Below are 26,941 nucleotides of genomic sequence, written 5' to 3' on the forward strand. Positions count from 1 at the left end.
GCTCCAGCCAGCATCGCTCCAGCCAGCATATGGGCGAAGAATCGCCGTATCTCAGCGCCTGTGATTAGGATGGGGTGAATCATCGCCCGGCATCCCGCGCGCGGGGCCACAAGCGCCGCGACCGCGGGCGAGGCCGGCCGCCGTCGAACGAGCCGATCATCCTGCGGCCGTCGCACGACGCGCGCACCTTCACGATCACACAGTCGATTACGAGAAGTTGAGAGGAACCATGGCGACACCAACGCCCCTTCAGGCATTCAGCGGCGTGCCGAAAACGCACGCGGACGACACGCAGACCATTGTCGACGGCGAAAAGATGACCGGCGCGCAGGCGCTGGTCCGCGCGCTGGAGGACCTGGGCGTTCAGGACGTCTTCGGCCTTCCCGGCGGCGCGATCCTGCCCGTCTACCACGCGATCAACGACGACACGAAGTTCCGCTTCACGCTCGTGCGCCACGAGCAGGCCGCCGGCCACGCCGCCGAAGGCTATGCGGTGGCGACCGGCCGCGTGGGCGTGTGCATCGTCACGTCCGGCCCGGGAGCCACGAACATGATCACGCCGATCGCCGACGCGAACATGGACTCCGTGCCGCTCGTCGTCATCACCGGCCAGGTCGGCGTGAACGCGATCGGCACCGACGCGTTCCAGGAAGCCGACATCGTGGGCGCGACCTACCCGGTCGTCAAGCACTCGTATCTGGTCACGCGCGCGCAGGACATCCCGCGCGTCATCGCCGAAGCGCACTACATCGCGCGTTCCGGTCGTCCGGGCCCGGTCGTCGTCGACCTGACCAAGACCGCGCAGGTCGGCGAAATGTACTACTCGTGGCCGCAGCGCATGATCCTGCCCGGCTACAATCCGATCACCAAGGCGCACGGCCGCGTGCTGTCCGACGCGGCGAAGCTGTTCGCGCAGTCGTACCGCCCCGTGCTGTACGTCGGCGGCGGCGCGTCGCGCTCCAACGCGTCCAAGGAAGTCGCCGAACTGGCCGAGATCACCGGTGCGCCGATCGTGACGACGTTGCCGGCGCGCGGCATCGTGCCGGACGACAATCCGAAGAACCTCGGCATGCTCGGCATGCACGGCACCGTTGCGGCGACGGCGGCCGCCCAGCGCTGCGACCTGCTCGTCGCGATCGGCGCGCGCTTCGACGACCGCGTCACCGGTAAGCTGGACGCGTTCGCGCCGCTCGCGCGCGTCATCCACATCGACATCGACCCGGCCGAAATCGGCAAGAACCGCGCGCCGGACGTGCCGATCGTGGGCGACGTGGCGACCGTGCTCAACGATCTCATCCCCGAAATCAAGCGTTCGCAGGCGATCGGCGGCAAGCCGAACCTCAAGCCGTGGTGGGACGAACTCAACGCGCTGCGCGAAAAGTACACGATCCACTACGACGAGCCGGAGGACCAGCCGACCGACGGCACGCTGCAGCCGCAGTGGGTGGTCGAGCAGCTGTCCAAGATGGCCGACCCGTCGACGATCTGGGTGTCCGGCGTGGGTCAGCATCAGATGTGGGCCGCGCAGCTCATCGACTTCAAGAAGCCGCATTCGTGGATCTCTTCCGGCGGCCTCGGCACGATGGGCTTCGGCCTGCCGGCCGCGATCGGCGCGCAGGTCGGTTCCGCGCGCGACTTCGGCGGCAAGAAGCCGGTATGGCTGATCGACGGCGACGGCTCGTTCCAGATGACCAGCGAGGAGCTGGCCACCGCGTTCCTCGACCATACGCCGGTCAAGATCGCGATTCTGAACAACTCCGTGTACGGCATGGTCCGCCAGTGGCAGACCCTGTTCTACGACCAGCACTATTCGCAGACCAACCTGCTCGACGGCGAGGCACACACTGAGGCCGAAGAGGGCACGCCCGAATTCTTCGACGTGCCGGACTTCGTGAAGCTGGCCGAGGCGTACGGCTGCGTCGGCATGCGCGCGTTCACGCAGGAAGAGGCCGTCGAGGCGATCCGCAAGGCGAACGAGATCAACGACCGCCCGGTGCTCATCGACTTCCGCGTGTGGAAGGACGCGATGGTGTGGCCGATGGTTGCCGCCGGCGCGTCGAACAACGACGTGACGTACCGTCCGGGCACGCAGCCGCTGCGCCCGCAGGGCGAGGCCGGCGCCGTCAAGCTCGGCGAGGCCGGTTTCTAGTTCGTTCGTTCGCGAAGGGTTAAGGAGAAATCTCTCATGGCTAACTATCCCGCTTCCCAGCCCGGCGCCAAGCGCCACACGCTGTCCGTGCTCGTGGAGAACCGTCCGGGCGTGCTGGCCCGCATCGCCGGCCTGTTCGCCCGCCGAGCGTTCAACATCGACTCGCTGTCCGTCTCCCCCACCGAACGCCCGGACATCTCGCGCGTGACGGTCACGGCCGAGGTGGACGACCTGCCGCTCGAGCAGATCATCAAGCAGCTCAACAAGCTGCTGCACGTGCTCAAGATCGTCGATCTGGACCCGGACACGACCGTGGAGCGCGAGCTGGTGCTCATCAAGGTTGCGGCCGATCAGTCGAACCGTTCCGACGTGCTCGAGATCGTGCGCCTGTTCCGCGTGCGCGTGGTCGACGTGAACCCGGAGTCGCTGACGATCGAGGCGACCGGCGCGGAGGGCAAGATCGACGCGCTGCTCGGACTGCTTGATCACTACGGCATCATCGAACTGGTGCGTTCCGGTGCGGTTGCGGTGACGCGCGGCCCGCGCGCGCTGGCCGAGAAGGTCGTCGGTTCGGAGATCACCGGCCGCTGACGTTCTCTTTCTGGCTTCGGCTCGCTGCCGTTGCACTGTTACAGGCTCCTCGCTTATGGGCTCCCCGCCCGGGCGAGGAGCCTTTTTCGTTGCCTTCATTGCTTCCACACCAAAATGCAAGAGTTCTTGTTGATTTATACAAGATTTGTTGTACAATGATTCTTGTGAAATGAGATGCACAACCGGTCGGCAACGATTGCGCATCCACAAGGAGGTTTTATGCAGGACAACAGGCACCACGCCGATCTCACGCAGCTGCGCGCGGTATCGCATCCGACGCGCATCCGCATCATGAACATAATGGAACCCGGCACGGCATGCACCGTGGGCGACATCGCCGAACGCATCGGCGAATCGGCGGGCACGATCAGCTATCATCTCAGGCAGCTCGCCAAGGCCGGGCTCGTCGAACAGGTCCCCTCCCCCGACGGCGACGCGCGCAAAAGCTGCTGGCAAGCCAGCACGCCCAAACTCGTCGTCAACGCGGACAGCGACACCGACCAGGCGTCCGTCGAAGCCCTCGCGCAATCCGCGTCCACCGCGGCCACCGAAGCGCGACTGCGCTACTATCGCGCGGAATCGTCGTTGCCCGAACCGTGGCAGCACTCGTTGGACAGCATGTCGATCATCCGACTGACCGACGCGGAATTCAGCCAGATGCAGCAGGAACTGCTGGCCGTAGCCGACAAGTGGATCAACACGGTCGGCGACCGGCACACCGAAGGCGACGGCTCAGAACAGGTCATGGTCACACTGTCCGCCTTCCGCTATCTGGCGTAAAGGAGCGGATCATGACCGACATCACCGACAGCAATACCACTGACAACAGCCCCGCAGACGGCAGCAACACACGGTCTGCAACCGTAGTCGACGACCGCAGCGATCCGACGACCGATACGATCACATCCACGGCCACGGCCGAAACTCCGATTACCGCCGCAACGAATACGACCGCATCGACCTCCCCCGCACGCACCACGCACGCCTCGCTGTGGCGCAATCCGCAATACCGCGCGTGGTTCACCGCGGACACCGCGTCCGCCGTGGGTCTGGCGATGAAGGGCTTTGCAATCTCGCTGGTCGCCTTCTCGCTCACCAAGTCCCTGCCCACGGCCGGCTGGCTGGCCACGGCGAGCATGATCGCCGCGCAGACCGCCGACGTATTCGGCGGCACGCTGGTCGATCGACACAACCGCAAGCGGCTCATCATCCTCAACGCCATATGCGGCGCCGTGCTGTGGGGCGCGGTGTTCGCATTGCTGGCGAGCGGCCTGCTCACGTTCCCCGTGTTCGCCGTCGTCATCGTCGCGGCATCCACGATCAACGGCCTGCTCGGCAGCGCAACGAACGCGATGCTGCGTTCGATCATCCCCACCGCCGACTATCCGAAGGCGCAAAGTCTCAATCAGGGACGCGATTCGGTGATCGCCCTCGCCGGCTCGCCGCTCGGCGGCGTGCTGTACGCGTTCGGCATGTGGGTGCCATTCGCCGTCGCGTCGATCATGTACGCGATCGCCGGCATCAGCGCGGGCATGCTGCGCGTTGACGAGCACGTGCGTGACATGATCGGCCGCAACGGCGAGCGCAACGCGGCGAACGACACGTCCGCGGTCGCGCGTGGTTCGTTCGTCGACGATTTCGTAGAAGGCTGGCGTTGGACGCTGCGCCGGCGCACGCTGATGACGTTGACCACTATCGCCGCGCTGCTGAATTTCGGCGTCAACGGGATCTTCCAGTCGGTGCAGTTGCAGTTGGTCGGTTCCGGCGTGGATTCGGTGCGCATCGGTTTCGTGTCGACGGCGGTCGGCGCGGGCATGCTGATCGGCGCGGTGATCGCGGCGCGCGTGTGCGATCGGCTTGCCGTGGGCACCGGTCTGGTCGTCATGTCGGTGGCCGCGTTGGCGACGCTGGCGCCGATGATCGTCAGCGACGCCTATCCGGTGATGCTCGTCTCGTCGCTGCTGTGCGGACTGCCAGTGCCGACGATCAACACGCTGCTTATGGGCTTTATCTTCGCCAAGGTGCCGACCAAGATGCAGGGGCGCGTCAATTCGTCGTCGAATCTGATGTGCCTGCTGCCGACGATGTTCTGCTCTGCGATCGCAGGATCGCTGCTGCCGACGATCGGCTTCCGGATGACCGTCGCGCTGTTCCTGCTCGCGCTGGCCGCCAACGTGGCGATCGTGCTGGCGATGCCGGCCGTGCGTTCGATTCCGGCCGCCGACCGTTGGAATGAGGCCGAACTGTAGCGGCATGTTCTTGCGCATCATGTGCTAGCATAATGACAGCACTATTCGACGGCACCATGACAGCAAGGAGGCACATATATGGGAACGCTGACCATTCGCAGGATAGACGACGACGTGCTGAGGAAATTCAAGGAGATCGCCAAACGCAACAACCGCTCAGCAGAAGCCGAGGCGAGATCGCTGCTGGAGGAGATCACGGCCGAATATGCAATACGGTACGAGATGGAACACCATAATTTCTTCGATCGTCTGCGCGAGTTCATGGAAGAGGAAGGCGTCCAAGGATTTGACGATGACGAATACGCGACATCTGACCGTCACAACGAGCCCGAACGCCCGCCAATCACCCTGGAGTGACCGTCATGATCATCTTGGACACCAATGTCATCAGCGAGACAATACGTCAACAGCCAAACCCACAGGTGGCGGCATGGTATCGCAGTCAGCCCATATCAGATCTGTGCGTCACAGCGGTCACTCTGGCGGAATTACTCAACGGGGTGCGACGTATGTCGCATGGACGCCGCCGTACGCAATTAGCGGCAACCATCGACTATGCACTGCTCCCGCTCATCGACCGCATTTTCGCGTTCGATAACATCGCAGCCATCGACTATGCAGACATTCGAGCGGCAAGAGAGGCCAGCGGCCGACCGATCGGTGTGCAGGATGCGATGATCGCGGCGATCGCGCGGTCGCGCGGGGCAACGCTGGCCACGCGCAACATCAAGGATTTCGAACACACCGGCGTCACGCTCGTCAATCCTTGGGAAAACAACGAGTCAGCAACTGCATGAGCCGACGGCATTGGCGGCCGCTATGCAAGGCAAAGGCCGGCGGTGATTGCCGCCGGCGCAACCACGCGTCCGAATGATGTCGGCGACGCGCCAATGCCGGACATGCACCGGAATTTCCGGGACTACCGCTCATCGTCATCCGTATGGGAAGTCTCCGCCTCGGCTACGACCTCTTCCGGGGTGGACGCGCCCGTAGCCACCTTGAGGAAACCGTCGCCGTACCGCTTCCACATCAGGCAGGGTGTGAACACCGTCTGCTGGATCAGCTCACGGGACGGGTTGTTGCCATCGGTGAGCAGCACGTCCCAGTACCATACGTCGCCATCGTCGAAGCCAAGTTGGAAACCGCCCAGATCCGAGCCGGCATTGACGCGGCACACGTATTCGGCAAGAGCCAGCATGGCTTCCCGATCCTCGGGGTCGCATGCGAACGAGGAAACGGCGCCGACGCCGATTCGGCCCGATTCCACCCAGATCACCACGTTGACGGAGCCCACCGCCAGCGAGAGGTCAATGTCATACACGATCGTGCCCTCGTCCGGGTTCTTCGTATAGTCCAACCCCTCGAGGTCAAGGGCATCCTCCACCAAAGCGCGGAGAGCGGCGGCACCGTCATTCGTCATATCCTCAATGTCCATCAATGTCGTTCCTTTCAGCCGATGTTTCGTCACATCACTGATAACCGGACAATCCCGTGCCGACGCTCCGTCACGCATGCCGCCGCCCCGCGCGGCCCCGCTACTCGAGCTGTTCGGACAGCTCCATCCATTCGGCGGTCAGCTCGTCGGACTCGTCGGCGATGGCCTTGAGCTGCTCGTTGAGCTCACCCAGGCCCTCGTAGTCGCTCGGGTCGTGCGAGGCCATCTGCGATTCGATGTCGGCCTTCTGCTCCTCGAGCTTGGCGAGCTTGCGGTCGATGGCGGCGACGCGCTTGCTTGCGTCGTGGAACGCCTTGCCGGTGAGCTTGGGCACGGTCGCCGCGTCGGTCGCCGCGGCCGCCGTCGGCTGATCGTCCGCAGCCGGCGACGTTGCGGCGGCACCGCCGTTCTTGCCCTTCTTCTTGCCGTACTCCGGTTCGAGCGACGGCAGCGGCTTGCCGTTCTTCAGATCCTCGACCATGTCGAGATAATCCTGCACGCCGCCGGGCAGATGCCGCACCTTGCCGCCGATCAGCGCGAACTGCTCGTCGGTGACGCGTTCGAGCAGATACCGGTCGTGCGAGACGACGATGAGCGTGCCCGGCCACGTGTCGAGCAGGTCCTCCATCACGGCGAGCATGTCGGTGTCCAGATCGTTGCCGGGCTCGTCCATGATGAGCACGTTCGGCTCGTCGAGCAGGATGAGCAGCAGCTGCATGCGGCGCTTCTGGCCGCCGGACAGGTCGCGGATCGGCGTCATGAGCTGCGCGGATTCGAAGCCGAGCCGCTCCATGAGCTGACCGGGCGTGACCTCCTTGCCGTCGACGATGTAGCTCGGCTTGTAGCGCGACAGCACTTCCTTGATCTTGTACTTGCCAAGCTTCTCGAGCTCGTCGAGCCGCTGCGAAAGCACCGCGAACCGCACGGTCTTGCCGATGTTCACGTGGCCTGCGGTCGGGGTGAGCGTGCCGTCGAGCAGACGCAGCAGCGTGGACTTGCCGGCGCCGTTCGCGCCGACGATGCCAAAGCGGTCGCCGGGGCCGATCAGCCACGTCACGTCGTCGAGGATCTTGCGTCCGGTGACGGTGATCTTGCGCGCGGCGGACGTCGCGTCGGCGGCTGATTCGACGTCGGCGTCGTCTGCGCCGATCGTCTCGCCGCCGGTCAGGCGACGTCGCGTCGCGCGATCAGCGTCGTCGATCACGGCCGTGCCGGCCTCGACGCGAGCCTGTTCGGCCGCCTTGCGCGCGGCTTCGGCAGCTTCGATCGCCTCGGGCACGCCGGCGTCGACGAGCCGCGGATCGTCCATGTCGGTCACAGCGACTTCGACCGAACCGTGCACCTGCGGTTCGGCGTACATCGGCCGCACCACGTCCACGCGCGACGCGGAGTCGGCCATCGCGGCCACGTCCGGGTCGATGTCGGCCGCGACCGAACTGTCGGCGCCGCCCTGCACGTGTTCGAAGATCTGCGTCACGTCGATCAGGTCCACGACCTGCTTGCCGAGGCGCGAGGTCGCCATCTGCTTGAGTTCGAGCGTGTTGCGCACCGGCGGCACGTCGGCGATGAGCTCGCGCGCGGCCTTGACGTGGAACTTCTGCTTGGTGGAGCGGGCGCGGGCTCCGCGGGTGAGCCACGCGAGCTCCTTGCGAGCGAGGTTGCGGCGCTTGGTCTCACGCACGTCGGCCTGGCGGTCGCGTTCGACGCGCTGCAGCATGTACGCGGAGTAGCCGCCTTCGAACGGCTCGATCAGTCCGTCGTGGACCTCCCACATCGACTCGCACACCTCGTCCAGGAACCAGCGGTCGTGCGTGACGAGCAGCAGCGCGCCCTCGCCGCGCGACCAGCGGTTCTTGAGGTGTTCGGCGAGCCAGTGGATCGTGACCACATCCAGATGATTGGTCGGCTCGTCAAGCGCGAGGATGTCCCAGTCGCGCAGCAGCAGGCGGGCCAGATCGGCGCGGCGGCGCTGGCCGCCAGAAAGCGACCCGATCTTCGCGTCGAGGCTCATGCCGCCGAGCAGCGCCTCGACGATCTCGCGCGAGCGCGTCTCCGCGGCCCATTCGTAGTCCGCGCGCCCCTCCAGTGCGGCTTCGCGGATCGTAGCGTTGTCGTCGAGCGGATCGCGCTGGTCGAGCATGCCGAACGTGAGCCCGTTGCGCTTGGTGACGCGGCCCGAATCCGGTTCCTGCGTGCCGCGGAACAGGTGCAGCAGCGTGGATTTGCCGTCGCCGTTGCGGCCGACGATGCCGATGCGGTCGCCTTCGAATACGCCCTGCGTCACATCGGTGAAGATGGTTTTGGTGGCGAAGGCGAGCGAAACGTGTTCCAGTCCAATATCGTAAGTCGGCATAATCCACTAACTTAGCGGCACCACCGGGCATCGTTCGACCAGAAGACCAGCTTGGTATTTTGTCGAACGCAATGTGATGGATCCTGACTACCCCTCAGTCACTTCGTGACAGCTCGTCCTGCAACTATGGACGGAGCTTTGCTCCGCGCCGTTGCCGACTCGCCTGCCGGCTCGCACGTTGCCTGCAAACAGCGCTACTATTTGCTGCACGGCAACGTCCTGACAAGGGGAGCTAAGAAGGAAAGTACGGCAGTCACGGTCCTGTAGCATTCGCCGGCCGCTCAGCCGAGCGTCTTGGCGTACGTGTTGCAGCGCGCGGCGAACCCGGAGAACACCTGTTCGGCGAGCGGCTGAAGCTGCGGGTCATTGGCGGCGAAGTCCTCGCGCAGCTGCGACTTGGAGCCTCCGGCCGCCTTGAGATCCTTGACCATGGACGGTTCGGCCAGCCATTCCTCGAGGATCGGCGCGCTGACCTCGAGATGGAACTGCAGGCCCAGCGCGGAGGCGAAGCGGAACGCCTGCACCTTGGTGCCGGCCGAGCGGGCGAGCAGCTGCGCGTCGGCGGGCAGGCCGACCACGTCGTTGTGCCAGTGGAGCACGTTGATCTGCTTGTCCCACATGGAGAAGTAGTCGTGCTTGTCGACGCGCTTGATCGGACCGAAGCCAATTTCCGGCGCGTCGCCGCGGCTGAGCTTGGCGCCGAGCGCGGTGGCGATGATCTGATGACCGAGGCACACGCCGAGCACCGGCTTGCCGACGCTCACGGCCGCCTTGGCGAGCTTCGCCTCGACCTTGAGCCCCGGATACTCGTCGTAGTCGGTGGCGCCCATCGGCCCGCCCATGATGACCACGCCGGCGACCTGGTCGAAATCCGGCAGGTCGGGCTTCTTCTTGGTGGCGATGTTCAGGGTCAGCGTATCGAGCCCCAGCTCTTCGAGGTTCGTCAAAATGCGTCCCGGCTTCTCCCACGGGACGTGCTGCAGAATCAACACTTGCGGTTGCGTCATGGCTTCTATTGTGACATCACCTACGTAAAGCGAATTCGACGTTTCGTGCGGCCGCGTCAGTTCACGCTCAGCCACGGGCCGAAACCGGGCATGGGACGAGCGCGCATGTCGGCCAACCTGAATACGCTTTTGCAGTATGACAGAAGCTCAAGAACCGCATGATTCCAACATTTCCGACACCAAGCCCGCCGCCGGCGCGGATGGTGCCGTGGCTAAGGCCGCGGCCGATCTGAAGCTGTACGACACGGCCACGCACGCCGTCGCCCGTTTCACGCCGATCAAGCCCGGCAAGGTCGGCATCTACGTGTGCGGCGCGACCGTGCAGTCGTCGCCGCATATCGGCCACATCCGCGCGGCCGTCGCGTTCGACGTCGTCCGCCGCTGGTTCCTCAAGCTCGGCTACGACGTCACGTTCGTGCGCAACGTGACCGACATCGACGACAAGATCCTCGACAAGGCCGCCGCCGCGGGCCAGCAGTGGTGGGCGCGCGCCTACTACTACGAGCGTGAGTTCACGCAGGCGTACGACACGCTCGGCGTGCTGCCGCCGACGTACGAGCCGCGCGCGACCGGCCACATGATCGACATGATCGATCTGATCCGGAAGATCATCGACAACGGCCACGGCTACGTCGTGCGTGACGCCGACGGCAAGCCGACCGGCAACGTGTACTTCGACGTGGCCAGCTGGCCGCACTACGGCGAGCTGACCCACCAGAAGCAGGGCGCCGCGGAGGCGGACGAGGCGGCGGCCGTGGCCGACCGCATGGGTCCGAGCGTGGACGCGGCCGGCGACGACAAGTACAATCCGGTCGATCCGGCCGACATGTCGCCCGACAAGCACGATCCGCGCGATTTCGCGCTGTGGAAGGCCCCCAAGGACACCGATCCGATGGACGCGCGTTGGAACACGCCGTTCGGCACGGGACGGCCGGGCTGGCATATCGAATGCTCGGCGATGAGCCACCGCTATTTGAAGGACATGTTCGACATCCACGGCGGCGGCCTCGACCTGCGCTTCCCCCATCACGAGAACGAGATGGCGCAGACGCGCGCGGCCGGCTACGATTCGGCGGCGCACTGGATGCATTCGGCGTGGGTGACGGCCAAGGGCGAGAAGATGTCGAAGTCGCTGGGCACGGGCCTGTCGGTGCCGAGCGTGCTGGCCGAGCATTCGGCGTGGGTGGTGCGTTACGCGCTCGGCTCGGTGCAGTACCGTTCGATGCTCGAATGGTCGGACCAGGCGCTGGTCGAGGCGCAGGCCGCGTACGAGCGCGTGTCGAACTTCATCGAGCGTGCGGGCGTGGCGCTGGGCGGCCAGCCGTCGCGCGACGAGATCACCGCTGTGCGTGCGGATGATCTGCCGGCGGACTTCGTGGCCGCGATGAACGAGGACTTCAACGTGTCCGGCGCGACGGCCGCGATCTTCACTGCGGTGCGCAACGGCAATACGCTGCTCTCGCAGCTGGCCGACCGTGCGGATTCCGATGCGGCGAAGGCCGAGGTGCGCGAGGCGCTCGTGGCCGTGCGCGCGATGCTGGATACGCTGGGCCTCGACCCGCTGGCCGAGCCGTGGGTCGGCGGCGCTGCGGCCGGTGCGGCCGGCGAGGGCGCGAACCGCGAGCACGAGGTGCTGGACGCGCTGGTCTCCGAGCAGCTGACGGCCCGCGCCGAGGCCCGCAAGGCCCGCGACTTCGCGAAGGCCGATGCGATCCGCGACGCGCTGGGCGCGGCCGGCATCGCCATCGAGGACGGCCCGCAGGGCAGTACCTGGAGCCTCAAGTAAGACCCGGGCTCCTCGTAATCCCAAAACGACCGTAAGTCTGCCGCCCACGAAGGCTCCCGCAGACTTACGGTCGTTTTGGTATCCGCAAAAGACCATAAGTCTGCGGCATACGCACACAACTGCAGACTTACGGCCTATTCCGTCCTGTGCGGGCGACACCGCTCAGTCGAAGACGAAGTCGACGTCGACGATGTGCAGGCGCTTCTTGAGCTCGGCCTCCAGCGAGCGCTTGCATTCGACCAGATCGGCCACGTCGATCGTCTCGCCGGTGCCGGAAAGGTAGACGTCGACCGTGTAGTTCATGCCGGTCTTGAAGATCAGCGTCTGCTCGTATTCAGTGTTGGCCGGCAGGTGACGCTGCGCGCAGGTCTCGACGAACGCGTTCGTCTCGTCGTCGTCATGCACGCCGCCGACCAGTTCGATGAACGCGTCCTTGAGCACGCTCACCGGCTCCTTGATCGTGCAGGCCACGAGCGCGACGGTGATGAAGAAGTCGCCGGTGTAGTGCAGGAAGTCGAGCGGGCCGCCGGTCGGCAGGAACAGCAGGATCACGGCGACCACGCCGATGCCGAACGACATCGAGCCGTCGACGAGCGTGCTCTTGCATTCGGCGGTGAGCATCGTGCTCGAGTTGCGGATCGCACGGTTCTCGCGACGATAGTAGACGTACAGGCCGAAGCAGACGAGCACGGTGAGGATCTCGTAGACGACGACCGGGCCGGTCTCGATGCGCTCGCCTTGGCCGAGGACGAAGTAGTCGTAGGCGACCTGCGAGACGTCGACGAGCGAGAACAGCAGCAGCGAGAGAGTGAAGATGGCCTTGCAGATCGCGTAGATCGGCTCGAGCGCGAACATGCCGTTGGGGAAGCGTTCAGTGGTGCGCACGGTGCGCGAGGACAGGTAGACCGCGACGAGACCGGAGAGCACGGAGATCGCGGTGAAGGAGAAGTCGAGGAACATGGCCTTCAGGCCGGTCATGAAGAACACGGCCATGCCGGCCGCGACTTGGAGCACGTTGACGACGATGCCAACGATCAGGGCTTTGCGTTCGATTCTTTTTTGTGGCATAGGCGGGCCTTCCATATTGCACGGCATGTCTGCGTTGGCCCGCTTACTTCACTGGCCGGCTTACCGGAACGTCGCGGTTCCGGTGGCTCGGCTCGATTCGCGAGGGCGCACGGCAGTCTGCGTATAGGTGGTGTCCGAGGGAATTTCAAAACAGCTTCAGTATTCCAAAAGTCCACGGATTGCTTGCCCTTCCATGGTAACGAAAGGCGGGGATCCGGCGTTGCGTCCGGGGCGAAACCGTCCGGGTGACGGACGGGCCGTGGATGTCTGGTTTTCGACCGGCCGGCTTTCTCCGGGTTTTCCCCCGCCACGGCTAGACTGGTGCGCATTATGGCAGCATTTAGTTCTCTTACCGACCGGCTCTCGAATGCGTTCAAGCATCTGAAGAGCAAGGGCAAGCTTTCCGAGGCCGATATCGACGGTACCATCCGCGAGATCCGCCGCGCGCTGCTCGACGCCGACGTGGCGCTCGAGGTGGTGCGTTCCTTCACCGCGCGCGTGCGCGAGCGCGCGTTGGGCACCGAGGTGTCCGAGGCGCTCAATCCGGCGCAGCAGGTCGTCAAGATCGTCAACGACGAGCTGACCGACATTCTCGGCGCGGGCGTGGACCGTCCGCTCAACTTCGCGAAGAACCCGCCGACGATCATCATGCTCGCCGGTCTGCAGGGCGCCGGCAAGACCACGCTGGCCGGCAAGCTCGGCTACTGGCTCAAGGACGCCGGCCATACGCCGCTCCTGGTCGCGGCCGATCTGCAGCGTCCGAACGCGGTGACGCAGCTGCAGGTGGTGGGCGAACGCGCCGGCGTGCCGGTGTACGCGCCGGAGAAGGGCGTGCAGTCGGACGGCGGCGACGCGGTGTCGGCTCCGGGCCAGACCACCGGCGATCCGGTGAAGGTGGCGCGTGATTCGATCGAGTTCGCCAAGCAGAAGCTGTACGACACGGTGATCATCGATACCGCCGGCCGTCTCGGCGTGGACGAGGAGCTCATGAAGCAAGCGCGCGACATCCGCGACGCCGTGCAGCCGAACGAGATCCTGTTCGTGATCGACGCGATGATCGGCCAGGATGCGGTCAAGACCGCGCAGGCGTTCGACGAGGGCGTGGACTTCACCGGCGTGGTGCTTTCCAAGCTCGACGGCGACGCGCGTGGCGGCGCGGCCCTGTCGGTGGCGAGCGTGACCGGCAAGCCGATCCTGTTCGCCTCGAACGGCGAGGGTTTGAAGGACTTCGAGGTCTTCCACCCGGATCGTATGGCCTCGCGCATCCTCGACATGGGCGATATCCTCACGCTCATCGAGCAGGCGCAGAAGCAGTTCGACGAGGACAAGGCGCGTGAGGCCGCGGCCAAGATGGCCGAGGGCGAGTTCGGTCTGGACGATTTCCTCGAGCAGCTGCAGCAGGTGCGCAAGCTCGGTTCGATGAAGTCGCTGCTCGGCATGATTCCGGGCATGGCCGCGCATCGCAAGGAGCTGGAGCAGTTCGACGAGCGCGAGATCGACCGCACGGAGGCGATCATCCGTTCGATGACGCCCGAGGAGCGTCGCAATCCGAAGATCATCGACGGCTCGCGTCGCGCGCGTATCGCGTACGGTTCGGGCAACACGGTCTCCGCGGTCAACGCGCTGCTGCAGCGCTTCGATCAGGCCGCGAAGATGATGAAGCGCATGAGCAACAGCGTGGGCGGCGGCATTCCGGGCTTTGGTGGCCCTGGTGCCAAGAAGAACGCGAAGAAGGGCAAGAAGAAGGGCGGCTCCAAGTCGGGCAACCCGATGAAGCGCGAGGCCGAGGAGAGGGCGCTGCGCGACAAGCTCGCCGGCAAGTCGGGCTCCGCCTCCGGCAAGTCGGGCGGTTCCGCGTTCGCCAAGAAGCCGCAGAACCCGGCGCTTCCCGCCGGCCTGCAGCAGGCCCTCGACGCGAACGGCGGCGAACTCCCGCCGAACTTCGGCGGCGGCCTGTCCGGCCTGCTGGGCTGACGTCGGATCGGCGCAATCGATTGTTACAAGGCTCCCCTGCTGAACGGGGAGCCTTATTCATACTGGTATTCATACTGGTACGGAATCCCGCTTCAGAGCGCGCAACGGGATCGTGACGTTGAGGAACCAGCCGTCGTCGTGTTTGCCGGCGTCGAACGTGCCGCCCATGGCTGAGACCGCGGAACGGAAGAACGACAGTCCGTAGCCGGAGTGCAGCTCCCGTTCGGGCGTGGCGTTGACGGTGTTGATCTGCCGGATGACGAGGTCGCCGTCGCGCACGTCGACCAGCAGACCGTACTCGTCGGAGTGCGGCGTGGCGTGACGTGCGACGTTCGCGTAGAGCTCCTTGAGCAGTCCGGCGACGAATGAGTTGACGAGCAGTCCGTCCGTGGACGGCCCGGACACGATCATGCTGCTCCCGGAGAAGCCCAGGCGATGCAGGTACACGTCTCCGTCGGCGAGCACGTCCCGCAGCCGCACCGGCGCCGGGTCCGTGGACCGTCGCGGTTCGGCGTCGCGCGACAGCAGCAGTCGGATGGACTCGTGCAGATTGTCCAGCGCCTTGCGGGCCTGCTCGTTGATGAGCAGCAGCGTCTGCCTGTCGACGCGACCCGGATCGCGGTCCGTCAGTCCGTTCGCGGCGGTCTGCGAGAGGATGACGATCGACGTCAGTTCGGCGGTCGCCGCGTCGTGCAGCGATTCGGCGAGCGCGCCGTCACGTTTCTCTTCGGCCAGCTCCCGTTCGGCGAGTTCGAGCCGCAACGACTGCTCGCGCCGTTCGGCGGACTCGCGCCGTTCGCGCAACGGCCGGGACAGCAGGTCACGCAACGCATGCAGCACGGTGATCATGATCGTTCAGCGTTCCGTCTGTGCGGCGGCCGATCGCGGCACGTCGCGGTACCGTTTCAGGTTCATCCAGCGTACGGCGACCTGCGCGAGCGTATGCGCGTGGAGCTTGGCTTCGGCACGGGCCACATACGTGCGTACGGTGACCGTCTTGACGCCGAGCGCGGCGGCGATGGCGGCGTAGTCCTTGCCTTCGATGAGCATGTCGATCACCGCACCCTCCTGATAGCTCAGGCGGACGGAATCCTTGGCGTGCGTGCGGATGCGCTCGTGAGCGGTTCGCGTCGTCTCGAAGCACACGTCCCGTGCCAGCGGGTCGGCGTACGTCCTGCCGCCGTGCACCGTGGTGATGGCCGACGGGAACCTGCCGGTGTCGGCCTTGGAGATGATGCCCTGCGCCCCGGCGTCCGCGGCGTCGCGCGCGTACACGTCGACCGGATACGCGGTCATGGCAAGGATCGGCGTAATCGCGTTCTCGTCGCGTATGCGACGGCATACTTCGGCTCCGGTCATGTCGCCGAGCGACATGTCCAGCAGGATCACGTCCGGCCATGCTTCGTCGCCGCAGCACAGGCGAAGCGCGTCCCGTCCGCTTTCCGCGACCCACAGCACCGTGCACCACGGGACATGGGACAGTCCCCCGCCCATGGCCTGCACGGTGATGTGGTCGTTGTCGATCAGTCCGACCGTGATCGGATCCGGACGGTCCCCCGCATCGGCCGGTCCGGTCGCATGGCCTGCGGATGTTTCCGCCGGTTTCGGCGGGATGCCGCCCCGCACCCGTCCCGGTGTCCGCCCCGCATCATTTGTTTCCCCACTTGCAGTTGCCATATCAGGCTCCTTGCCAGGCTCCTCGCCACGTTCCATAGCGGCCGGCGCGGATCCCCACGTCCACCGCCCTTCCCGAACATCCAATATAGCAACGCCGCTTACGCCCGTCCTCCGCCATTCGACCACGTTCAGTCGCGCCGAACGCACTCAATCCGCCTCGTTCCGCGGCTCAGCAACGCTTCCGGACGCATGCGGCGCATTCGCGCCCGTTACGCTCCGTCAACGGACAATGACAAAACCTCACGCCGCGGCGCGATCGTGCGATCTTCGATCGATACTGGCGTCAGTGCAGTCAGCGCACCATTCAGGGAGGGACATCATGGTCATGCCATCGTTCGTACGTGTCGTCGCATCGGTTCTGCGCGACGAACTGTCCATTGATCGCACGGATCTGAAACCGGTTGAACAAGGTCGCTTGGCAGCGGCACGACTGACGATCATCCCGCTGATCATCGTCATCATGGCGTGCGGATTGGGTCGGTCCATCATCGATTCCGTCCGAGACTTCCTGTCGTATACGCCGTCGAACGCCGCTCCCGCATCGGACGTCATCGGTCTGGACGACGAACTCGGCTACGCGCTCAACGGTCTCCCTCCCGTCATTTTCGGAGTGCTTGCCTGCGTCGCGATGCATCTGCTGCGGCTGCCGGCACCCAGCTGCCCGCATCGGCAGGTCGGTGCACGAACCGGCGTTCTGGCGTTCTTTGTCGCTTTCATCCCGCTGACGCTCAATAATGTCCTGCTTCAATTCGCCATCGCCACGCTGCACCTCCGATTCTTCGATGGTGTTTCCCTTTCCTTCCTGACTCCTTTTGGGGAGGGCGTGATGATGGTTGGCACCGCGGCCGAAGGCTTGGTGGAGGAACCGTTGGTGCTCGGACTCGTGGCCGTGGGGCTTCGCCGATGCAAGGTGCCATGGACGGCAGTCGCGGTCGTGGCGATCGTTCTGCGTATCAGCTTGCACCTGTATTACGGCCCTGCCATCGTGTCGTGGGCGCTCTGGCCGTTGCTGTACGTGATGCTGTATCGGCGCATCGGGTCGATCGTGCCGATGATTCTTGCGCACGGCGTGTACGATCTGTCGATCGTCCTTGACGAGTGGTGGCTTTCACATATGGTGATCGCGCATCTCAGCGATCGTCTGATGCCGGCACTGGCATGGGTCGGGGCGGTGATCGTGGTGGTTGTGATTGTGCGAAGAACCGTGCTTAGGCTGCGCGCTGTCCGCGCGGCCAAGGCATAATCGGAGATTGTGATTGTTGTTGTTCTGAGCATTGTGCTGCTGATATTGGCGGCGTGGATTGCGCTGGGATCGCTGCCGGCCGGCGCGGACGCGCATATGCCGCTGCCGTATATGATCGCGCTGGTCCCGCTGATGTGGGTGCCGTCGTTGGCGATCGCGATCGTCGCGCTCGTGATGCGTGAGTGGGGACTGCTGTGCCTTGCGATCGCGGTCGGTCTCGCCTCGCAGATGCGCGAGGTCTCCTACTGGTCGCACTGGTCGCCGTCACGCGATCTGCTTGGACTGCTCTCCAGGACGAACGCGGGCGATGCGTCGAATACCGGCGGCGCGAAGACGCGGAAGAAGCCGGCGCACGGCCAGCGCAGCACCGAGGAGCTGCTTGCCGACATCCGCGCGGCGCGGCGCGAGACCGAGATCAACGCGAGCGAGACCGCGTCGGACGTGCTCGCCCAGCGCACGTCGTCGTCCGCGTCGTTCACCGTGATGACGCTCAACTGCCGCTACGGCCGTGCCAGTGCGAAGGACATCGTCGCCACCGTGCTCAGCCGCAACGTCACCGTGCTCGCATTGCAGGAGCTCACCGCCGATCTCGTGCGCGAACTCGACGACAACGGGCTCGACATGCTCATGTCGTACCACCAGCTCGGCGAGGACAAGGAGACCGACAACGGCGGCTTCAACGGCATCTGGATCCGCGTCGACCCGAAGTCGGCAGAACGGTCGGCCGTGCCGATCCCGGCCGCCGACGTGCCGTCCGTCACGCTGCAGGTCGACCCGATGCGCGACATCACGTTCGCGTCGGCCCATCCCAAGTCGCCGATGCGCGGCTGCCGCGACTGGTCGGCCGGCATCCGCGGGCTCGGCAGGCTCGCCGAAACGGCGAAACGCACCGATCACGACATCGCCGTCATCCTCGGCGACCTCAACTCGAGCCCGGACCATCCGAGCTTCCGCGCGCTGCTCAAGGCCGGCTTCCAGGACGCGAACCTGAGCCTGGGCGAAGGCCGGCGCGCCACGTTCCCGAGCTGGATCCCGTGGCCGCGCATCGTGCTCGACCATGCGCTGGCGACCAAGGGCGCGCGCTTCACCGGCGTCGAATCGTTCCCGATCGAAGGCACGGACCACCTCGCGCTGGTGGCGACGGTGGCGCTCGACTGAGCGGCTCTCAGTACTCGATCACGCTCACCGATCACGCTCTCCAAACCGTCGCCTAATCGTCACCGTGGCTGGCCTTGCAGATATTCGCCAAGATGCGGGACGGCGAATGCGAGCTGCCCATGCCCGGATGCCCGGATCAGCCGGTCCTTGATGAGGATCGCCCGATATTTGCTCACCCAGCTGCGGCTGCGACGCGTACGGGCGACGATGTCACCGACCTGCGTCGAATTGGGGGCGTCCTGCGCCATGGCCTGCAGGAACAGTCGTTCGGCGCCGGTCGTGCCGTCCAACGCCGGAGCGCATACGGCATCGTCGAAAGCCAGCAGCGCATCCGCCATGCCGGCATCGACATCCTGCGCCGCAATCACGTCGGAACCGCGGCGTTGCGCCGACTGCCACATGTAGTATCCGATGAGCTGCACCATGTACGGGTAGCCGTCCGACCTGCGGGCCGCCTCGAGCGCGTCGGACTCGCTGATGAATTTGCCGGACGCCGTCACCGTGTCCACCAACGCGTTCTTCACGTCCGGCAACGGCACATTGTCGAGCTCGCGACGCAGGGCACGTCGCAGGAACGTCGTCACCGCGTTGTCGAGCAGATCATTGACCATGTACGGCAATCCGGCGAACACGATGGCCACGCCCTTCTTCTCCACGTCGGGGACGTCGCTTTCGTCACTGTCCGCGATCACGTGCTGTACAGCGGTGGCGATCGCCACCAGATCGTCGCGTGAAGCCGCCTGCGTTTCATCGATGGTGATGAGGATGCCCTTGCCCTTGCCGATTTTCCTGCTGGCAAGAGCCTTGTTCAATGCGTTTCGCAATGTCAGCGGATTGGATGCCGCGGAAAAACGCGCCTGCCCCAGACTGGCGGAAGCGATGCCGGCAATACCGACGGACGGACTGAGATCCGCCTGGTCAAGACGGATCCCGGAGGGAGCCAGCGCCTGTATCAGCCGTGTCACCAGTCCTTCGGACGCGGTTTCCGCGATGGTTTCCCAGTGCTGCGCCTTGGCGATACGGCGGAACTCGGTCAGCATGACCGTCTTGCCGAATCCCCGTTGCCCGGTCACCAGCATGATGCGCCCTGGGGCTCCCACGCCATTTTCCAACGCTTCGGAAAAGTCGTCGATCACCGCTCGGCGTCCGATGAGAATGGGCGGCATTTTGCCTGCCGTCGGCTTGAACGGGTTCATCATCGTGTGCACCTCCTGATCGGATTCTGCGACGCATGCGTAATACGGACAACGCGAGAATCCTTGTTGACTCTCGACATGCCCGATCGCACACCATCCGTCACGAATATGCACCATATTATACGAATGCGTACCAAATTACACGAAGTTACACCAAATTACACCATATGACACCATGGCGGCTTGGCACCACGGTCACCGCCGATCCTGTCGGCCGCAATACGGCCAACACATCCCGAGCGGAATGCCGAAAGGAATGCCGACGCCGCCCCCATCCCAGCGTGTCGCAAGTTCCACCCCCGTGCGCTATAATGGCCCGGTTATTCGCGACGTGCGGTGCCCTCTACTCCCGGATGCCGCGAGGAACACGTGGGCTCGGCGAGCTGCGCCCCACAATGCAAACCGAAACCACACCCCTAGTTATACAAGGAGAGCCATTTTGGCAACCAAGATTCGTCTGAAGCGCATGGGTAAGAAGTTCTACGCGTACTACCGCGTGGTCATCATGGATTCGCGCACCAAGCGCGACGGCCGTGCTATCGAGGAGATCGGCACCTACAATCCGAACACCCAGCCTTCGACCATCCAGATCGACTCCGAGCGCGCTCAGTACTGGCTCGGCGTTGGCGCCCAGCCGACCGAGCAGGTCCTCAACCTGCTCAAGATCACCGGCGACTGGCAGAAGTTCAAGGGCCTTGACGGTGCCGAAGGCACCCTGAAGACCGTTGCCGCCGGCCCGGATGCCGCCGCCCGCGTCGAGGCCGTCGAGAACGAGGCCCAGAAGCTCAAGGCCGCCAAGTCCGAAGCCGAGGCGAAGGCCAAGGCTGAGGCCGAGGCCGCCGCTGCCGAGGCTCCGGCCGAGGAAGCCGCCGAGGAAGCGCAGGCTGAGTGATCATGCTCGCACAGGCTGTGGAACACCTCATCAAGAACATCGTCGATTTCCCCGATGATGTCTCGGTCAAGTCCCACGAGAATCCGCGCGGCGAGCTCATTCGCGTGCGCGTGAATCCCGAGGACATCGGCCGCGTGATCGGCCGTAGCGGCCGCACGGCGAACGCGATCCGCACCGTGGTGCAGGCCCTGGCCGACCACAAGGTGCGCGTCGACATCATGGACGTGCGCAGGTGAACCCCAACGTGGTGCGAGAAGAATTCTCAGACGACCCTCAGCAGCTCGAACTGCTGAGGGTCTGTCGTATCGGCCGCGCTCAGGGGCTCAAGGGCGAAGTCACCGTCCAGAGTTTCACGGACGAACCGGAATACCGGTTCGCTCCCGGTTCCGTGCTCTACACGCGCGACGGCTCGGAAGAGTACGTCGTGGAGCGTGCGCGCACGTTCAAGAACCGTTGGATCATCAAGTTCGAAGGCATCGACGACCGTGACGCCTCCGAGGCCGCAAACGGCATCGAACTGTACGGCGAGGCGGATGATCCTCAGGACATGCTCGAGGAGGACGCCTGGTATCCGAAGGACCTGATCGGGCTCGAGGTCCGGCTGGCCGAGGGCAACGGGCTGGGTCTGCCGGCCGGGCAGGTCGTCGGCAAGGTCGTGGACGTGCTCGACGGATTCCAGTCGCTGCTCAAGGTGCGGCTGGTGCATCCGGTGCGCGATCCCGAGACCGGCGAGGTCGTCGAGAATTCGGCGCTGGTGCCGTTCGTCGACGAACTCGTGCCGGACATCGATCTCGACGAGCGGTATCTGACCATCGATCCGCCGGGCGGGCTCATCCCCGGACTGGCGTACTGACGGACCAACGTACTGATCTGCGGCCGCCCGCGGGCTTCGGCTTCGGCCGACGCCCGCGGGCGGCCGTTTCGGTAACGCAATACGGAACCCGCACCCATAGGAAAACGCTTTCACGAGTATCATCGACTTCCGACAAGGGTACGCGGGGAGGCGACGGTGAGGCTCATATTCCATTACGTCCGGCGGCACTGGGCCATGGCGCTCACCGCCGCCGGATTCCTGCTCGTCGAGACGATCGGCGACCTGCTGCAGCCGACGCTGATGTCGATGATCGTCGACCGCGGCGTGGTGCGACGCGACGTCGGCACCGTGCTGCGCTGGGGTGCGGTCATGCTCGCCGTCGCCGCGATCGGCGCGGGCGCGGCCGCCATGCGCAACATCTACGCGTCGCGCGCATCGCAGCTCATCGGTCGCGACATCCGCTCGGACACGTATCGCAAGGTCATGTCGCTCGGCTTCGACGACGTCGACCGGCTGCAGCCGAGCGCGATCATCACGCGCATCACCAACGACGTGGTGCAGATCCAGAACTTCGCGCAGGGGCTCATGCGCATCATGCTCAAGGCGCCCATCACCTGCGTGGGCGCGATCGCGCTCATCGTCGTGCAGATTCCCGAACAGACGTCCACCGTGGCGGTGATCCTCGCTCTCGCCGCCCTGCTGATCTGGGCGAACATGCACGTCAGCTTCCCGCGCTTTCTCGCCGTGCAGCGCGCGCTCGACCGGCTCGGCGTCGTCAGCCGCGAGTTCCTGCGTTCGATACGCGTGGTCAAGGCGTTCGTGATGGAGCATGAGGAGCGTGCACGGTTCGGCGCGGCGTCGCGGCAATTCGCGGATACGAACGTGGCGGCGACGCGCGTGAACGCGACGTACGGGCCGCTGATCAACCTGAGCGTGAACATGGGCATCGTCGCGATGCTGTGGCTCTCGCGCGCGCAGGACGCGGCGCATATCGGCGCGCTCATGGCGTCGATGAACTACATGACGCAGGTGCTGTTCGCACTGAACCGTGTGTCGATGATCGTCAACTCGGCCACGCGTGCGAGCGCCTCGGCCTCGCGCATCCAGGAGATCTTCGACTGCCCGGACGAGTTCGCGCGGCGCGGCGGCACGACGGGCGATCATCGCGGGGTGCCGTCACGCGAATCGGGTTGCGAGATGACGCCGCACGAACAGACTCGCCGGCCGATGCCGCGGGAATCCGTTCACGAATCGTCTCACGGCCCGTCGTGCGACCCGTCGCAGGGCATGTCCCGTCCTTCGTCGCATGACGAGACGCCGGCCGTCGAGTTCCGCGACGTGACGTTCACGTACGAGCAGGCCGGCGCGCCGGCGTTGCGCGACGTGAGTTTCACGATGGATCGCGGATCGACGCTGGGCGTCATCGGGCCGACCGGCTCGGGCAAGTCGACGCTGGTTTCGTTGATCCCGCGACTGTACGATCCGCAGTCCGGAGCGGTGTTCGTCGACGGGCGCGACCTGCGCGACTGGGACGTGGACGATCTGCGTGCGCGGATCGCGCTCGTCGCGCAAAAACCGACGCTGTTCACCGGCACCGTCGCCTCGAACCTGCGTTGGGGAGACCCGTCGGCCAGCGACACGACGATCCAGCGCGCGGCGCGACTGGCGTGCGCGAGCGAGTTCGTCGACACGCTGCCGGACGGTTACGACGCGCGCGTCGGCCAGGGCGGCGTGAACCTGTCGGGCGGGCAGAAGCAGCGGCTGAATCTCGCTCGGGCGCTCGTACGCGGGCCGCGCGTGCTGATTCTGGACGACTGTACCAGCGCATTGGACGCGGTCACCGAACACGACGTGCTCGCGAACCTGCGTTCGCTGACCGGCGCGGCGAATACCTCGTCGCCACGTCGTAACGGACATGACGGACACGACGGACATGACGACCGCATGAGCGTCGTCGTCATCTCGCAACGGATCGCGACCGTGCGCTCGTGCGACCTCATCGTCGTCATGGACGACGGCCGCGTCGCCGGCATCGGCACGCACGACGAACTCCTGCAATCGTGCGCACTGTATCAGGCCATCGCCAAGTCGCAGCTCGGAGGTGACCGGTCATGAACGTCCCCTCCCCCACCTTCGACCGTCGCACCGGCGGACCGCAGTTCGGCGGCGGCATGGCCCGCCGCGGCGCGCCCGTCGTCAAGCCGCACGACATGCGCGGTACGCTGCGCCGGCTGCTCGACGCGACCCGCGGCCATCGTCGCGGACTCGGCCGCGTGTTCGCGCTGTCCGGACTGGGCGCGGCGTCAAGCGTGCTCTCTCCGCTGCTCATCGGCATGGTGATCGACCGCATCTCCGCACGCGAATCGCTCACGTTCGCACTCGCGCTGCTGGCCGGACTGTACGCGGCCGACTGGCTCATCGACTTCGGCAAGCAGTGGATGATGGCCGCGGTCGGCCAGCGGATCGTATTGCACCTGCGCGTGAGCCTGTTCGAGGCGATGGAACGGCTCCCCCTGCGCTTCTTCGACCGGCACCAGCACGGCGAGCTGATGAGCCGGCTCACCAACGACGTGGACAACATCAGCTCCACGATCTCCGATTCGCTCGCACAACTCATGGTGTACGCGTTCACGATCGTGGGCACGCTGGCCTGCATGCTATGGCTCAGCCCACCGCTGACCGCCGTCTCGCTCGTCTCGGTCGCGCTCGTGCTGCTGCTCGCACGCACCGTGACGCGCCGCACACGCCCGCTGTTCGCACGCCAGCAGCGTGTGCTCGGCGAGCTCGACGGGCATGTCGAGGAGACCGTCTCCGGCATGGCGACGGTCAAGTCGTACGGTCAGGAGCAGGCGATGATCGCCGATTTCGAACGGCTCAACGAGCGTCTGTGCGACACGGCGACGCGCGCGCAGACCTGGTCCGGGTTCATGATGCCGCTGTCGAACGCGATCAACAACTTCGGCTTCCTGCTGGTCGCCGTCGTCAGCGGCGTGATGGCGGCGCGCGGGATGATCGGCATCGGCGTGGTGTCGAGCTTCCTGCTGTACGTGCGGCAGTTCTCGCGGCCGTTCGTCGACATCGCGAACATCTACAACACGTTCCAGACGGCCGTGGCCGGCGCGGAACGCATGTTCCAGATCATCGACGAGGAGCCGGAGCCGGCCGATGCGCCGGACGCCGCTGACGTCGACGATCCGCACGGCGACATCGTGTTCGACCACGTCTCGTTCGGCTACGATCCAGAGCATCCGGTGATCCACGACGTGTCGCTGACGATCCCGGCCGGCTCACGCGTCGCGTTCGTCGGGCAGACCGGCTCGGGCAAGACGACGATGGTGAATCTGGTCACGCGATTCTACGACCCGGACGCGGGGCGCATCCTGCTCGACGGACGCGACCTGCGCGACTACCGGATGGCGAGTCTCAGGCACGCGTTCGGCAGCGTGCTGCAGGAGCCGTCGCTGTTCGAGGACACGGTCGCGGCGAACATCGCGTTCGGACGGCCTGACGCGACGCGCGAGCAGATCCGCGACGCGGCGCGCGCGGCCGGTGCTGACGCGTTCATCGGACGGCTCGAACACGGTTACGACACGGTGCTCGTCGGCGGAGGCAGCGCGCTGAGCCAGGGCGAACGGCAGCTGCTGACGATCGCGCGCGCGATGCTGGCCGACGCGCCGATCGTGATCCTCGACGAGGCGACGAGCGCGGTCGACACGGTGACCGAACAGTCGATCCGGCGGGCGATGATGCGCATGACGGCGGGCCGCACGAGCATCGTGATCGCGCACCGGCTGTCGACGATCCGGGATTCGGATCTGATCGTCGTGTTCGAACACGGCCGGATCGTCGAGCAGGGCACGCACGGGTCGCTGATGGCGGCGGGCGGCGTGTACGCGCGGATGGTGGCGGATCAGACGGCGATCTGACGGCGATCTGACGGCTGGTTGTTGCGGCCGGCTGCGTTCGGGCAAAACCAGCCCACACGCTAGGCTGGGAAATCATGAAGATCGATATCGTTTCCGTGTTCCCGGAGTATTTCGACGTGCTGAACCTGTCGCTGTTCGGCAAGGCACAGGCCAAGGGATTGGTTGAAGTGAAGGCGCATAACCTGCGCGACTGGACGCACGACGTGCATCATTCGGTGGATGACACGCCGGTCGGCGGCGGTGCCGGCATGGTGATGAAGCCTGAGGTGTGGGCGGAGTGTCTGGACGAGCTGCTGGGGCTTGAGCCGGTCGCCGCCGCCGGACATGACGGCGACGGCAATATGAAGTCGTCCGCTACCGACCGGTCAGACACCGTCTCCGACGACACATCCGATCAGCAGTCAATCGGTGCGGTCCGAGACGAAGTGGACGTCGCCGCAGTCGACATCGAGGATGCTGCGTCCGCACCGCAGGCGTCCATATCCGACTCGAATGGGCGCGCGGACGGCCCCGTGCTGATCTTCCCCAATCCTTCGGCGCCGCTGTTCACACAGCGCGACGCGACGGAACTGTCGCATGCCGGCCATCTGCTGTTCGGCTGCGGACGGTACGAGGGCTACGACGCGCGCATTCCGGACTATTACCGCGCGCAGGGCGTGGACGTGCGCGAGTATTCGATCGGCGACTACGTGCTCAACGGCGGCGAGGTGGCCGTATCGGTGATGCTCGAGGCGATCACGCGTCTGCTGCCCGGGTTCATGGGCAACGCGGAGTCCATCGTCGAGGAATCGTATACGGGCGAAAACGCGTTGCTCGAACACCGGCAGTACACCAAACCGGCGGAATGGCGCGGCATTCGCGTGCCGGACATCCTATTGTCCGGCGATCACGGCAAGGTCGACCGCTTCCGCCGCGACGAGGCGCTGGAGCGCACGAACGCAATACGGCCGGATCTGATCGAGCAACTGGATTGCGCCGCGCTTGACAAGGCGGACCGCAAGACGCTGATGGCTCTCGGCTGGGAGGTTTCAAGCCGACATCCTCGGCGTCTGAACTGACCGTCTGAATCTACTTGTATGCCGCCGAACACCAAGGCTGTCGGCATGCAGTTTGACGATCGAGAGGCTGTTTTCCCACCTTGCCGGGGTCAGTTTGACGATTGAGAGGCTGCCATCGCGAGAGCCGGCACGATTCGGATCCTCAAATCGGTTGTTTTCGGATGATTTTCGGATCTGACGGGCTGGTTATCGGATGGCACCCGCCTCTCAATCGTCAAACTGACCTTTGCAGGGCAGAAAAACAGCCTCTCGATCGTCAAACACAAATTCGGCTCCGGGTTCACCGACCCGGAGCCGAATCATATCCGGCCGCATTCGACTGCAAGGAATGTAATTTACAGGCCGAAGACCTTGACGCGGGCGTC

General features: G+C 65.2%; 23 protein-coding genes. 16 read left to right on the forward strand and 7 right to left on the reverse strand.

Annotated elements, in window-relative coordinates:
* Positions 1–229 precede the first annotated feature (229 nt).
* From JS533_RS03890 to JS533_RS03915, 6 genes are all read left to right on the forward strand, one after another.
* The gene (locus tag JS533_RS03890) at positions 230–2,149 is read left to right on the forward strand and encodes an acetolactate synthase large subunit (protein ID WP_241513209.1); all 1,920 of its coding nucleotides are present in this window, start codon (positions 230–232) and stop codon (positions 2,147–2,149) included.
* A 36-nt stretch (positions 2,150–2,185) separates the two neighbouring features.
* Entirely contained in the window at positions 2,186–2,740 is a 555-nt protein-coding gene (gene ilvN, locus JS533_RS03895; protein WP_033494561.1) for an acetolactate synthase small subunit, read from the forward strand.
* A gap of 219 nt (positions 2,741–2,959) precedes the next feature.
* A complete protein-coding gene (locus JS533_RS03900; protein WP_241513210.1) occupies positions 2,960–3,520 on the forward strand; it encodes an ArsR/SmtB family transcription factor in 561 nt (186 codons plus the stop codon).
* 11 nt (positions 3,521–3,531) lie between these two features.
* A complete protein-coding gene (locus tag JS533_RS03905; RefSeq protein WP_241513211.1) occupies positions 3,532–4,989 on the forward strand; it encodes an MFS transporter in 1,458 nt (485 codons plus the stop codon).
* A gap of 78 nt (positions 4,990–5,067) precedes the next feature.
* Positions 5,068–5,346 (forward strand): FitA-like ribbon-helix-helix domain-containing protein, encoded by a 279-nt coding sequence (locus JS533_RS03910; protein ID WP_241513212.1) that lies wholly within the window; start codon positions 5,068–5,070, stop codon positions 5,344–5,346.
* A 5-nt stretch (positions 5,347–5,351) separates the two neighbouring features.
* Entirely contained in the window at positions 5,352–5,786 is a 435-nt protein-coding gene (locus tag JS533_RS03915) for a type II toxin-antitoxin system VapC family toxin (protein ID WP_241513213.1), read from the forward strand.
* A gap of 122 nt (positions 5,787–5,908) precedes the next feature.
* On the opposite strand, the gene JS533_RS03920 is transcribed toward JS533_RS03915, so the two are convergent.
* The 3 genes from JS533_RS03920 to JS533_RS03930 all read right to left on the reverse strand — a co-directional run bounded on the left by JS533_RS03920 (position 5,909) and on the right by JS533_RS03930 (position 9,784).
* Positions 5,909–6,424, reverse strand: a complete 516-nt coding sequence (locus JS533_RS03920; RefSeq protein ID WP_241513214.1) for a type III secretion system chaperone family protein — start codon at positions 6,422–6,424, stop codon at positions 5,909–5,911.
* A gap of 100 nt (positions 6,425–6,524) precedes the next feature.
* Positions 6,525–8,777 carry an ABC-F family ATP-binding cassette domain-containing protein gene (locus JS533_RS03925; RefSeq protein WP_241513215.1) on the reverse strand — a complete coding sequence of 751 codons (2,253 nt, stop codon included), beginning with the start codon at positions 8,775–8,777 and terminating at the stop codon, positions 6,525–6,527.
* 281 nt (positions 8,778–9,058) lie between these two features.
* Positions 9,059–9,784, reverse strand: a complete 726-nt coding sequence (locus JS533_RS03930; RefSeq protein ID WP_241513216.1) for a type 1 glutamine amidotransferase — start codon at positions 9,782–9,784, stop codon at positions 9,059–9,061.
* Positions 9,785–9,920: 136 nt separating this feature from the next.
* Here JS533_RS03930 and cysS point away from each other — a divergent pair, with 136 nt between their 5' ends.
* Positions 9,921–11,570, forward strand: coding sequence for a cysteine--tRNA ligase (cysS, locus tag JS533_RS03935; protein WP_241513217.1), 1,650 nt, complete (start codon positions 9,921–9,923; stop codon positions 11,568–11,570).
* A gap of 162 nt (positions 11,571–11,732) precedes the next feature.
* On the opposite strand, the gene JS533_RS03940 is transcribed toward cysS, so the two are convergent.
* On the reverse strand, positions 11,733–12,638 hold the full coding sequence (locus JS533_RS03940; RefSeq protein ID WP_241513218.1) for a cation transporter: 906 nt from the start codon (positions 12,636–12,638) through the stop codon (positions 11,733–11,735).
* Between the two features lie 330 nt (positions 12,639–12,968).
* Here JS533_RS03940 and ffh point away from each other — a divergent pair, with 330 nt between their 5' ends.
* Positions 12,969–14,612, forward strand: coding sequence for a signal recognition particle protein (gene ffh, locus JS533_RS03945; protein ID WP_241513219.1), 1,644 nt, complete (start codon positions 12,969–12,971; stop codon positions 14,610–14,612).
* Positions 14,613–14,681: 69 nt separating this feature from the next.
* On the opposite strand, the gene JS533_RS03950 is transcribed toward ffh, so the two are convergent.
* Both JS533_RS03950 and JS533_RS03955 read right to left on the reverse strand, forming a co-directional pair.
* Entirely contained in the window at positions 14,682–15,461 is a 780-nt protein-coding gene (locus JS533_RS03950) for a sensor histidine kinase (RefSeq protein ID WP_241513220.1), read from the reverse strand.
* Between the two features lie 6 nt (positions 15,462–15,467).
* Positions 15,468–16,289 (reverse strand): response regulator transcription factor, encoded by an 822-nt coding sequence (locus JS533_RS03955; RefSeq protein ID WP_241513221.1) that lies wholly within the window; start codon positions 16,287–16,289, stop codon positions 15,468–15,470.
* 319 nt (positions 16,290–16,608) lie between these two features.
* Here JS533_RS03955 and JS533_RS03960 point away from each other — a divergent pair, with 319 nt between their 5' ends.
* Both JS533_RS03960 and JS533_RS03965 read left to right on the forward strand, forming a co-directional pair.
* Complete coding sequence (locus tag JS533_RS03960; protein ID WP_241513222.1) at positions 16,609–17,532, forward strand: CPBP family intramembrane glutamic endopeptidase; 924 nt, start codon at positions 16,609–16,611, stop codon at positions 17,530–17,532.
* Between the two features lie 9 nt (positions 17,533–17,541).
* Positions 17,542–18,690, forward strand: a complete 1,149-nt coding sequence (locus JS533_RS03965) for an endonuclease/exonuclease/phosphatase family protein (protein WP_241513223.1) — start codon at positions 17,542–17,544, stop codon at positions 18,688–18,690.
* Between the two features lie 59 nt (positions 18,691–18,749).
* On the opposite strand, the gene JS533_RS03970 is transcribed toward JS533_RS03965, so the two are convergent.
* A complete protein-coding gene (locus JS533_RS03970) occupies positions 18,750–19,889 on the reverse strand; it encodes an ATP-binding protein (RefSeq protein ID WP_241513224.1) in 1,140 nt (379 codons plus the stop codon).
* Positions 19,890–20,325: 436 nt separating this feature from the next.
* Between JS533_RS03970 and rpsP the strand changes: the two genes are divergently transcribed.
* The 6 genes from rpsP to trmD all read left to right on the forward strand — a co-directional run bounded on the left by rpsP (position 20,326) and on the right by trmD (position 26,576).
* Entirely contained in the window at positions 20,326–20,778 is a 453-nt protein-coding gene (gene rpsP / locus JS533_RS03975) for a 30S ribosomal protein S16 (RefSeq protein WP_241513225.1), read from the forward strand.
* Positions 20,779–20,780: 2 nt separating this feature from the next.
* Positions 20,781–21,014, forward strand: a complete 234-nt coding sequence (locus JS533_RS03980) for an RNA-binding protein (RefSeq protein ID WP_152234576.1) — start codon at positions 20,781–20,783, stop codon at positions 21,012–21,014.
* 8 nt (positions 21,015–21,022) lie between these two features.
* On the forward strand, positions 21,023–21,631 hold the full coding sequence (rimM, locus tag JS533_RS03985; RefSeq protein WP_241513226.1) for a ribosome maturation factor RimM: 609 nt from the start codon (positions 21,023–21,025) through the stop codon (positions 21,629–21,631).
* Positions 21,632–21,787: 156 nt separating this feature from the next.
* Positions 21,788–23,707: an ABC transporter ATP-binding protein gene (locus JS533_RS03990; RefSeq protein ID WP_241513227.1), complete on the forward strand. Its 1,920-nt coding sequence runs from the start codon at positions 21,788–21,790 to the stop codon at positions 23,705–23,707.
* Positions 23,704–25,518: an ABC transporter ATP-binding protein gene (locus JS533_RS03995; RefSeq protein WP_241513228.1), complete on the forward strand. Its 1,815-nt coding sequence runs from the start codon at positions 23,704–23,706 to the stop codon at positions 25,516–25,518. Before JS533_RS03990 ends, JS533_RS03995 begins: the two co-directional genes overlap by 4 nt.
* Before the next feature lie 74 nt (positions 25,519–25,592).
* A complete protein-coding gene (gene trmD / locus JS533_RS04000; protein ID WP_241513229.1) occupies positions 25,593–26,576 on the forward strand; it encodes a tRNA (guanosine(37)-N1)-methyltransferase TrmD in 984 nt (327 codons plus the stop codon).
* Positions 26,577–26,941: the final 365 nt, after the last annotated feature.

It is taken from the genome of Bifidobacterium amazonense (genome assembly GCF_018555435.2).
Classification (GTDB): domain Bacteria; phylum Actinomycetota; class Actinomycetes; order Actinomycetales; family Bifidobacteriaceae; genus Bifidobacterium; species Bifidobacterium amazonense.

Excerpts from the sequence above, each read along its gene's own strand:
- JS533_RS03920 (WP_241513214.1), bottom strand. The coding sequence starts at position 6,424 with ATGGACATTGAGGATATGACGAATGACGGTGCCGCCGCTCTCCGCGCT.
- JS533_RS03905 (WP_241513211.1), top strand. The coding sequence starts at position 3,532 with ATGACCGACATCACCGACAGCAATACCACTGACAACAGCCCCGCAGAC.
- JS533_RS03890 (WP_241513209.1), top strand. The coding sequence starts at position 230 with ATGGCGACACCAACGCCCCTTCAGGCATTCAGCGGCGTGCCGAAAACG.
- JS533_RS03925 (WP_241513215.1), bottom strand. The coding sequence starts at position 8,777 with ATGCCGACTTACGATATTGGACTGGAACACGTTTCGCTCGCCTTCGCC.
- JS533_RS03970 (WP_241513224.1), bottom strand. The coding sequence starts at position 19,889 with ATGATGAACCCGTTCAAGCCGACGGCAGGCAAAATGCCGCCCATTCTC.
- JS533_RS03950 (WP_241513220.1), bottom strand. The coding sequence starts at position 15,461 with ATGATCACCGTGCTGCATGCGTTGCGTGACCTGCTGTCCCGGCCGTTG.
- JS533_RS03910 (WP_241513212.1), top strand. The coding sequence starts at position 5,068 with ATGGGAACGCTGACCATTCGCAGGATAGACGACGACGTGCTGAGGAAA.
- ffh (WP_241513219.1), top strand. The coding sequence starts at position 12,969 with ATGGCAGCATTTAGTTCTCTTACCGACCGGCTCTCGAATGCGTTCAAG.
- JS533_RS03980 (WP_152234576.1), top strand. The coding sequence starts at position 20,781 with ATGCTCGCACAGGCTGTGGAACACCTCATCAAGAACATCGTCGATTTC.
- ilvN (WP_033494561.1), top strand. The coding sequence starts at position 2,186 with ATGGCTAACTATCCCGCTTCCCAGCCCGGCGCCAAGCGCCACACGCTG.
- JS533_RS03930 (WP_241513216.1), bottom strand. The coding sequence starts at position 9,784 with ATGACGCAACCGCAAGTGTTGATTCTGCAGCACGTCCCGTGGGAGAAG.
- JS533_RS03995 (WP_241513228.1), top strand. The coding sequence starts at position 23,704 with ATGAACGTCCCCTCCCCCACCTTCGACCGTCGCACCGGCGGACCGCAG.
- JS533_RS03955 (WP_241513221.1), bottom strand. The coding sequence starts at position 16,289 with ATGGCAACTGCAAGTGGGGAAACAAATGATGCGGGGCGGACACCGGGA.
- JS533_RS03940 (WP_241513218.1), bottom strand. The coding sequence starts at position 12,638 with ATGCCACAAAAAAGAATCGAACGCAAAGCCCTGATCGTTGGCATCGTC.
- JS533_RS03915 (WP_241513213.1), top strand. The coding sequence starts at position 5,352 with ATGATCATCTTGGACACCAATGTCATCAGCGAGACAATACGTCAACAG.
- JS533_RS03960 (WP_241513222.1), top strand. The coding sequence starts at position 16,609 with ATGGTCATGCCATCGTTCGTACGTGTCGTCGCATCGGTTCTGCGCGAC.
- trmD (WP_241513229.1), top strand. The coding sequence starts at position 25,593 with ATGAAGATCGATATCGTTTCCGTGTTCCCGGAGTATTTCGACGTGCTG.
- JS533_RS03900 (WP_241513210.1), top strand. The coding sequence starts at position 2,960 with ATGCAGGACAACAGGCACCACGCCGATCTCACGCAGCTGCGCGCGGTA.
- cysS (WP_241513217.1), top strand. The coding sequence starts at position 9,921 with ATGACAGAAGCTCAAGAACCGCATGATTCCAACATTTCCGACACCAAG.